Annotated in this window: 11 protein-coding genes; 7 read left to right on the top strand and 4 right to left on the bottom strand. The window is 54.8% G+C overall.

The genetic code is table 11. The features are described 5' to 3' along the window. Positions 1–444: 444 nt before the first annotated feature. Both ACILQA_RS07895 and ACILQA_RS07890 read left to right on the top strand, forming a co-directional pair. Positions 445–621, top strand: coding sequence for a PspC domain-containing protein (locus ACILQA_RS07895; RefSeq protein ID WP_395629201.1), 177 nt, complete (start codon positions 445–447; stop codon positions 619–621). Positions 622–674: 53 nt separating this feature from the next. Continuing rightward, a complete protein-coding gene (locus ACILQA_RS07890; protein WP_395629200.1) occupies positions 675–1,007 on the top strand; it encodes a PilZ domain-containing protein in 333 nt (110 codons plus the stop codon). A gap of 40 nt (positions 1,008–1,047) precedes the next feature. Here the strand turns inward: ACILQA_RS07890 and ACILQA_RS07885 are convergent, their stop codons facing one another. Then, complete coding sequence (locus tag ACILQA_RS07885; RefSeq protein ID WP_395629199.1) at positions 1,048–2,187, bottom strand: beta-ketoacyl-ACP synthase III; 1,140 nt, start codon at positions 2,185–2,187, stop codon at positions 1,048–1,050. Positions 2,188–2,308: 121 nt separating this feature from the next. Between ACILQA_RS07885 and ACILQA_RS07880 the strand changes: the two genes are divergently transcribed. Together ACILQA_RS07880 and ACILQA_RS07875 are read left to right on the top strand one after the other, a co-directional pair. After that, positions 2,309–2,914 carry a lysophospholipid acyltransferase family protein gene (locus ACILQA_RS07880; RefSeq protein ID WP_395629198.1) on the top strand — a complete coding sequence of 202 codons (606 nt, stop codon included), beginning with the start codon at positions 2,309–2,311 and terminating at the stop codon, positions 2,912–2,914. Beyond that, a complete protein-coding gene (locus ACILQA_RS07875) occupies positions 2,911–3,720 on the top strand; it encodes a DUF1295 domain-containing protein (RefSeq protein WP_395629197.1) in 810 nt (269 codons plus the stop codon). The genes ACILQA_RS07880 and ACILQA_RS07875 overlap by 4 nt, the downstream gene beginning before the upstream one ends. Before the next feature lie 45 nt (positions 3,721–3,765). Here the strand turns inward: ACILQA_RS07875 and rimO are convergent, their stop codons facing one another. Continuing rightward, complete coding sequence (gene rimO, locus ACILQA_RS07870) at positions 3,766–5,130, bottom strand: 30S ribosomal protein S12 methylthiotransferase RimO (protein ID WP_395629196.1); 1,365 nt, start codon at positions 5,128–5,130, stop codon at positions 3,766–3,768. A gap of 83 nt (positions 5,131–5,213) precedes the next feature. On the opposite strand from rimO, the gene ACILQA_RS07865 reads away from it, so the two are divergent. Further along, positions 5,214–5,720, top strand: coding sequence for a hypothetical protein (locus ACILQA_RS07865; protein WP_395629195.1), 507 nt, complete (start codon positions 5,214–5,216; stop codon positions 5,718–5,720). Positions 5,721–5,765: 45 nt separating this feature from the next. On the opposite strand, the gene surE is transcribed toward ACILQA_RS07865, so the two are convergent. Together surE and serS are read right to left on the bottom strand one after the other, a co-directional pair. Next, positions 5,766–6,533 (bottom strand): 5'/3'-nucleotidase SurE, encoded by a 768-nt coding sequence (gene surE / locus ACILQA_RS07860; protein ID WP_183940085.1) that lies wholly within the window; start codon positions 6,531–6,533, stop codon positions 5,766–5,768. Further along, the gene (gene serS / locus ACILQA_RS07855; RefSeq protein WP_395629194.1) at positions 6,533–7,813 is read right to left on the bottom strand and encodes a serine--tRNA ligase; all 1,281 of its coding nucleotides are present in this window, start codon (positions 7,811–7,813) and stop codon (positions 6,533–6,535) included. Before serS ends, surE begins: the two co-directional genes overlap by 1 nt. A 292-nt stretch (positions 7,814–8,105) precedes the next feature. Here serS and dksA point away from each other — a divergent pair, with 292 nt between their 5' ends. Both dksA and ACILQA_RS07845 read left to right on the top strand, forming a co-directional pair. Beyond that, on the top strand, positions 8,106–8,570 hold the full coding sequence (gene dksA, locus ACILQA_RS07850; protein ID WP_306064814.1) for an RNA polymerase-binding protein DksA: 465 nt from the start codon (positions 8,106–8,108) through the stop codon (positions 8,568–8,570). Between the two features lie 138 nt (positions 8,571–8,708). Further along, on the top strand, positions 8,709–8,985 hold a 277-nt coding region (locus tag ACILQA_RS07845; protein WP_395629193.1), incomplete at its 3' end, for a PilZ domain-containing protein.

Genomic DNA, 8,985 nt, shown 5'->3' with positions numbered 1-8,985 from the left:
TGGGACGGATCTCAAGCGCGGCATGGTTGCGAAAATCATTCAAGGACAGGCGGGACAGGACCATATAACGTGCCTGCTATAGTGGCATGTTCCGGTCAAGCCGCTTGTCGGAAAATCGCCAAACCAAATATTGGTATTTTTTCCCAACATATGAAATTGTTTCACGCCCGCTCGTTACCAAGAACAGACCTAACTATATGATTTTATGAAAAATATCTAATTTGGCACAGCCTGTGCAAACTATCCCGCATGGCCGGAATAGTCCGGTAGATTTTACAGGAACGTCACATGACACAATATGCACGCACCCAAATCCTTTCAGCCTTTGCCGCTGTACTTTGCGCGGTCATCACCATCGGTATCAGCATTGCACCAGCCGTAGCGCCTGCTGCAGCTATCGTTGCCTAAACAGATTAACACAGTTCAAAACAAGGGAGTGAAGAAATGGCACGTTTAACATTGGACAAAACCAATAAGAAAATTCTCGGCGTATGCGCCGGATTGGCCAACTGGTCCGGCATAGACGCGATGATCATTCGCCTAATTTTTGCGGTCGCCACCGTGATTGGCTTTGGCTCACCTGTCCTGATCTACATCCTGCTGGCGATGATACTCGACTAAATTTGATTATTTCGCTACCTTCTATTGGAGGATCAAGGGATCAGGAGCCACCGATGGCGGGGGACGTTTTTGACAGTGGAGGTCACGACGATCGCGCATTTACGCGTAACGGCGTCTCCATCACGGCAAGCGTCCGCGAACACGGCGGAGGTCGGCAACAGGTTGACCTTGTCGACCTATCGCAAGCCGGGTTTCGCATGCGGACGGGGTCATTCATTGCCCCTGACCGGATAATATTCCTGACATTGCCAGGATATAACCCGCTCGAAGCGCGCATCGCATGGCATGAGAAGGAATATTATGGCTGTGAATTTGTCCAACGGCTGCATGCGGCCGTGTACGACGACATCGTCCGCAGATATCCGTTATTCAAAGTCCGCAATTAAGCGGCAGTTCGTTGCCGCTTAGTTGCGCCCGTTATCGGACCTAGCCAACCTTGCGCACAAAAACCGACCCCGCCGAATAACCGGCACCAAATGAGCAGATAAGACCAAGGTCGCCTGCTTTCAGGTCCTGATTATGCTTATGGAACGCGATTATCGAACCCGCGCTTGAGGTGTTGGCATATGTGTCGAGAACCGTTGGGCTCTCATCCTCAACGGCTTCATGCCCGAGCACCTTTTGCGCGATAAGCCGGTTCATCCCCGTATTGGCCTGATGCAGCCACAAGCGACGCAAATCTGAACCTGACAGGCCCAGGCTTTCGGCGTGTTCAAGGATCATCTGCCCAACCATTGGTACGACTTCCTTGAAAACCTTTCGGCCTTCTTGGACGAACAATTTGTCGTTGCGCGGTCCGCGTTGATCGACCGGGCCATTGCCATCCGCGCGGTTCAGAAATCCGAAATTATTGCGGATGTTGTTTGAAAACTGGGTTTTCAAACGGGTCCCCAATATTTCCCAATGTTGCGCCGGCGCCAAGTCCTTCGCTTCGACCAAAATGGCGGTTGCCACGTCACCAAAGATAAAGTGGCTGTCACGATCGCGCCAGTTGAGATGGCCGGACGTGATTTCGGGATTTACGACCAATACAGAACGTGCGTTACCGCTGCGGATATAGTCGGCAGCCGTCTGGATGCCAAAGGTGGCCGACGAGCAAGCGACATTCATATCGAAACCGAAACCGCGCTCCATGCCCAATTCATGCTGAATCTCGACCGCCATGGCAGGATAGGCACGCTGCATATTGGATGCCGCACATAAAACAGCGTCAACGTCGGCAATGTCGCGGCCAGCCTTAGCCAATGCGTCCCGGCACGCCGCCACACCGATTTCCGCCATAAGGGAAATCTGGTCATTCGGGCGCTCTGCGTAGCGTGGCTCCATAATGTCCGGATCTAATATCGCGGTTTTGTCCATGACATGGCGCGACTTTATGCCGCTGGCCTTTTCCACAAACTCAACCGAGCTGTGCGTCAGCGGCTCTGCATCGGGATGCGCTGCATTATACCGATCGGCATAAGCGTTAAAGCTGGCAACAAGCTCCGCATTGCTGATGGTATCGGTTGGCGTGAATAAGCCAGTAGCTGAAATGACCGGTATGGCGCCGTGCGCTGAATGCGACATGTTTTTTCCCGCTTGTTTTTGTAATTGCGTCCGCGTGCCTAGCGCTTGCGTATTTATGAAACAAGACGTTTGAAAAGCTTTGTAACGCAGTTATGGATGCAACGGGGGAGGAAGACAAAATATGTCTTTGAAGGAACGTCAGCCTAGCTGGTTGTCCCGGCTGGTCAGGCGGGTATTGGTAGGGATATACAAACGCGGCGGATGGCATGCCCATGGCGTCGTGCCCGAATCGCGTAAATTCGTGTTGATTGCGGCACCGCACACCAGCAACTGGGATTTTGTGTATTTTCTGGGGTTAACAGATGACCTTGGAATAATGCCGCATTTCATGGGGAAATCTTCTCTCTTCCGTTGGCCATTTACAAACTTCATGCTCGATATGGGCGGCGTCCCGGTGGATCGCACATCGAACAAAAATTATGTTCAGCAGATGATTGATGAATTCGGCCGTAGAAAAGAATTCATGCTCACCATTGCCCCTGAAGGTACAAGGGGCAACGTCAAAGCATGGAAAACCGGTTTTTACCATATCGCCATGGGTGCCGGCGTGCCGCTGGTCGTTGGCATGATGGATTATCAGTCAAAATCCGGTGGCCTAGGGCCAGAGATTTGGCCCACGGGCGATTATAAGGCTGACATGAAAAAGGTCGCCGAAATCTATTCTACTGTTGTGCCGAAATACCCTGCGAAAGGGATGACCGGCATTTTTGCAAAGGATGAAACATGACAGCTATCGGTCAAACACTTGCAATCAACGCGACTGCCCTGCTTGCAGTCATACTCCTGCTCTGGGCGTATTCGGTCAAGATCCGCGATGTTTCATTTATTGATGCGTTTTGGGCGTTCGGAATGGTGCTGCTTGCGTGGGCAAGCTGGACGCAATCCGATGCACCGGGCGCGCTTTCGCATGTGCTGCTTGGCCTGACCACATTGTGGGGGCTGCGGCTTTCGCTGCATTTGTGGACGCGCTGGCGCGCGCATGGCGAAGATCCGCGTTATGAAAAAATCATGCGCAGCGTGATGGAGAAAAAGGGCTGGAGCTGGAGCAAAACGTCACTGCAGTCGGTTTTTCTGACCCAAGCCCCATTGCTGTTCATCACCTGCCTGCCCGCACAGCTCGGCATCGCGTACAGCGATGGCGCGAACACAGTTTTAGGTCCGCTTGCATTTGCCGGCGCGATTATTGCGATCATCGGCATATTGTTTGAAACCATTGGCGATGCGCAGCTCAACGCATTCCGGGCCGACCCTGCCAACAAAGGCAAGGTGCTCGACACTGGCTTATGGCGCTATACTCGGCACCCCAATTACTTCGGCGATGCCTGCACATGGTGGGGCATTTGGCTCATTGCATGTGAGACGGGTCTACCAGGTTGGATCAGCATCATTGGCCCGATATTCCTGACCTTCACGCTCACGCGCTGGTCGGGCAAGCCGATGCTAGAATATGGCATGAAGAAAACGCGGCCCGGCTATGCGGAATATGTCGCGCGCACCTCAGGCTTCTTCCCGCTGCCGCCAAAGTCGCGCTAAGGCGTTAAAGGCGGACGCCCGTTACGCCTATTCAGGTGCCTTAAATCAGGCGACAACGCCAAACAGGTCGTGCTCGTCCGCGTCTTCGATATCGACCTGCACAATGTCGCCCGCCTTTAAGGTCGGTGCAACGTCACGCAGATAGACATGGCCATCGATCTCCGGCGCATCGGCTTGCGACCGTCCGGTGGCACCAACGCTGCCATCTTCATCGGCGTCGCCAATCTCGTCGATGATGACGGGGATATTGCGCCCAACCTTTGCGGCAAGCTTGGCTGCGCTAATAGCCGCTGTCTTTTCCATGATACGCTGGAACCGCTCTTCCTTCACCTCTTCAGGAACAGGGTTTGGCAGATCGTTCGCTTGCGCACCTTCCACAGGTTCGAAACGGAAAGCCCCGACGCGGTCGAGCTGCGCTTCGTCCAACCAGTCGAGCAAATATTGGAAATCCGCATCGGTTTCGCCCGGAAATCCAACCACAAAGCTTGACCGGATAGCGATATCAGGCGCGATGTTGCGCCAATTGCGGATCCGCTCAAGCACCTTTGCTTCATTGGCGGGGCGCTTCATGGCTTTCAGAACATTCGGCGCGGCATGTTGAAACGGGATATCAAGATATGGCGTCAAATAACCTTCGGCCATCAACGGAATTACGTCATCAACATGCGGGTAAGGATAGACATAATGCAGCCGCACCCAAGGCGCGATGCCTTCGCTCGTCCGCAAGCTGCCCAATTCGCGGGCAAGGTCCGTCATATGCGCGCGCACCTGACGCCCCTGCCACTCGCGTGGCTCGTGACGCGTATCAACGCCATAAGCAGACGTGTCTTGCGAAATAACCAAAAGCTCTTTGGTGCCCGCGGCGACCAGTTTCTCTGCCTCACGCAACACCGCGTCAATACGGCGGCTCGCAAGCTTTCCGCGCAACGACGGAATGATGCAGAAGGCGCAGCTGTGGTTGCACCCTTCGGAAATCTTCAAATAGCTGTAATGGCGCGGCGTCAGCTTCAAGCCGCCTTCGGGCACCAAGTCTACGAACGCACCGCGTGTCGGTGGTGCAGCTTCATGAACCGCCGAAACAACGGCTTCATATTGATGTGCGCCCGTGATCGCGAGCACATCAGGGAAGCGCGCGCGGATGACGTCGGCTTCATTACCCATGCAGCCTGTGACAATCACGCGGCCGTTTTCCGCTATCGCCTCTCCAATCGCCTCAAGGCTCTCTTCCTTTGCGGAGTCCAGAAAGCCACAGGTATTGACCAGCACAACGTCAGCGCCGGCATAATCGGGCGACAAGCCATAGCCATCGGCGCGCAGCTTTGTGAGGATCCGTTCGCTATCGACCAGCGCCTTGGGACAGCCAAGTGATACCATGCCGACCTTCGGCGCTGCTTTGATTTGAGTTGCCATGATGGCGGGCCGCATAGCGGGTTTCCGCACGCTTGTCACGGGCAGTATGGATTTGCGCTGTGCATCAGGATAACAATCCAACAATGATTATTAAAATTACCAAAGGCACGGATCGCGATTTTCTCGCTATTGTTAGGAACGACGGCTCGACGGAGACCGCAACCTTCCCGAAAAAAGGCGTGACGCCGCATGATGCGATCCATTATTTCGTCGAAACCGAGTTGAACTTGCCAATGGCATTTTGGGGAATGGTGGCAAAAGGACATAGCCCCGAAGATATCCAGGAAATTGCAAAACAGGCGGGTCACGCCAGCGCGTCACGGGCGCAGACGCCAGACGAACATATTGTGCAGTTGCTTCAGGCAGAACGCTTGGTGGAATGTTTCGAATCCGACGCATGGGGCGCGCCGGCGGACGTCGAAACCTTTATGTCGATTGCCAAAACCGCTTGCGAGGCGTCATTTGCACCAATGCCTGCGCTGACGCCCCAATCCATTGAGGCCGTACGCACGCGGATTGCCGCGTTTCAATCCATTTGGTTGGTTGCGAAGGCCGGGCATGTGGCCGAATTTCAGTGGGATGAACAATGACCTCGAACGCAACTTAACTGGCACGCTGCGGCAAACGGCTTTCCCTTATCCGCTGTAAGCGCTCCGAAGATTGGCGAGGGACTCGCTATGGGTGAGGTCAAGCTGCAGCGGGGTCACGGCGATATAGCCATCTTCAATCACCTCAAGGTCAGTATCATGGCCGGGCGTGTGCACCATTCCATGAAGCCCAAACCAATAATAGTCGTAGCCGCGCGGATCCGTGCCCTTGACGATTGAACCGCGGCTATAGTCATGGAACCCCTGCCGCGCGACTTTGATACCCTTAACATCCTGCGGCAGCAGCGGCGGGAAATTGATATTGGTCAGCGTGCGCGGCGTATGCGGCGTGTCCAATAACGGACGCAGCACCCGCTCGCCCCATGCTTCGGCGGCTGAAAAGGGTACGGCATCCGCCATGCCTTCTTTGCTATATACTTGGCTCAGCGCAATGGAACGGATCCCCGCCAACGCCCCTTCCATCGCCGCAGCGACCGTGCCCGAATAAGTGATATCATCGCCAAGGTTAGCACCACGGTTGACGCCGGACAAAATCAGGTCGGGCTTGGCATCTTTCATGATCACACCAATGCCGAGCATGACAGAATCCGTCGGCGTTCCCGCAACCGAGTAATGTTTTTCGCCATGTTGGCGGATTCGCACAGGCTTAGTGAGCGTCAGCGAATGGCCTGCCCCTGAATTTTCCTCCGCCGGTGCGACAATCCAGATGTCATCGCTCAGGGTTCGGGCAATCGCCTCCAACACCTTAAGGCCCGGCGCATTTACACCATCATCATTGGTCAATAAAATGCGCATCAGGACGCAACCTCCAGCTTTGTCAGGCCGCCCATATATGGCAGCAGCGCGGCTGGAACGGTCACACTGCCGTCGGCCTGCTGATGATTTTCAAGGACGGCAACCAGCGTGCGGCCAACGGCCAAGCCAGAACCATTCAACGTGTGTACGAACACATTGCCTTTGCTTTCCGCAGGGCGGTACCGCGTGTTCATACGGCGCGCCTGCCAGTCACCGCAGTTCGAACAGCTCGAAATTTCACGATACAGCCCCTGCCCCGGCAACCAGACTTCAAGGTCATAGGTCTTGCGCGCGCTGGCACTCATGTCACCCGTGCACAGCAGCATCTTGCGATACGGAAGTTCAAGCGCTTGCAAAATACCCTCGGCACTTTCGACCATACGTTCATGTTCAGCAACGCTGTCTTCGGGGCGAACGATGGAGACCAGTTCTACCTTTTCAAACTGGTGTTGGCGGATCAGGCCTTTCGTATCGCGGCCCGCCGCGCCTGCTTCGGAACGGAAACAGGGCGTTAACGCGGTCATACGGATCGGCAGCACGCTTTCGTCCAAAATCTGCTCGCGCACGCTGTTGGTCAGCGATACTTCGGCGGTTGGGATCAGCCAGCGGCCATCGGTCGTCTGAAAATTGTCTTCGGCAAATTTTGGAAGCTGTCCGGTACCAAACAGCGATTCCTGACGCACCAGATAGGGCGTGGCGCATTCTGTGTAACCGCGCTGTCCGGTCTGGTAATCCAGCATGAACTGACCAAGCGCGCGATTAAGCCGCGCCATTTGTCCACGCATAAAGGTGAAGCGCGCACCCGAAATTGCAACGCCCGTTTCAAAGTCGAGGCCAAGCACTGGTCCCAAATCGGCATGATCGCGGGGTTCAAATTCAAAACTGCGCGGGGTTCCCCACCGGGCTACTTCAACATTCTCGGTCTCATCCGGACCATCGGGCGTGTCGTCACCGGGCAAATTGGGCAGTCCGGCGAGCAGCGTATCCAATTCTTCGCCGGCCGCGCGTTCCTGCTCTTCCAATGCCGGCAATGTGTCCTTCAACGCGGCAACTTCGGCTTTCAGCGCCTCTGCGGCCGCGGTGTCGCCCTTGCCCATGGCAGCGCCGATTGCTTTGGACGCTTCATTGCGGCGCGCTTGCGCATTTTGCATTTCGGTCAACAAGGCGCGGCGATTTTCATCCAGCGCCAGAACCGATGCAGCTACGGGTGCAGCGCCCCTACGGATAAGGGCGGCGTCAAAGTCTTGCGGATTTTCGCGGATATATTTTAGGTCATGCATGGTGGCTGGCTATGCCGTTCGCGCATCGGTTTCGCAATGAAAAAGGGCACGTACATGATTTCGCTAAAGCCATGCGTACGGACATAATCTGGACCTTTTTTCATTTTTGGGGCTGTTTCGAGCGATGGAATTTATGAAGGCACGCCGTTTCCACAACTTTTACGCAGTTCATGACATTGTGTGACATTTGCCGCTTGTGCGGGTTTTGACGTGAGTCTATAGCGCCGGCGAGAGTGGATTTGGACGCGGCAACCTTGGTTTTGCGGGGCCCGCCAGAGGTGGAGAATCTAACATGGGCGCAAGCGCCGAGCCTCAAACGAATACCGGAGAATTGAACAATTCCGGTTACGATATTGACCCTTCATATATTCCCAGCGACGACGAGCCGTTCATGAACGATCGCCAGCTAAAATATTTTGAAAAACAGCTGGTTGACTGGAAAAACAGTATCTTGGCGGAATCGCAGGGGACGCTGAATCAGCTTCAGGATGGCCCTATGCGCGAACCTGATCTGAACGACCGCGCATCGAGCGAAACGGACTGGGGAATCGAATTGCGAACCCGCGACCGTCAACGCAAACTGATCTCCAAAATCGAATCCGCACTTCGCCGCATCACCGAAGGCGAATATGGATATTGCCAAGTAACAGGCGAGCCGATTTCACTTGCCCGTCTGCGTGCCCGCCCTATCGCAACAATGACGCTTGAGGCGCAGGAACGACACGAACGGCAGGAACGCGTTTCGCGCGACGACTAACACCGCGACGTTCAATGTTCATGGTCGATGTAACCATGTGAAATCCATCAGGTTGATCCGCAAATTAACCTTTTGGCTACACTTAGGTGGCATTGTCTAAGCCTGAATTGTTCCCAATTCTGTGCTTGGTGCTGCATCATGAATGACACATTCGGCGAAATTAACATGTCGGCTGCAAAGCGGAGCATGGATCGCGACAGCCTTTTTCTGAAGGCGGTTCTGCGCTTTCCCAACACAAAAAATGAGCACGAAGTGCGCATTCGCAACGTGTCAGCCGGCGGGCTTATAGCTGACATCCCGACAGATGCACCGCGCGGTGAACCGGTGGAGATAAAACTGCGCAACATCGGCTGGGTCAGCGGTCACATTGCATGGGCAACAGACGGCCGTGTGGGCATTGCGTTTGATCGCCCAA

This window comes from Sphingorhabdus sp. (assembly GCF_044239005.1).
Lineage (GTDB): Bacteria > Pseudomonadota > Alphaproteobacteria > Sphingomonadales > Sphingomonadaceae > Sphingorhabdus_B.
Note: the sequence above shows the minus strand (reverse complement) of the source record. Positions and strands in the feature narration are given on the sequence as shown.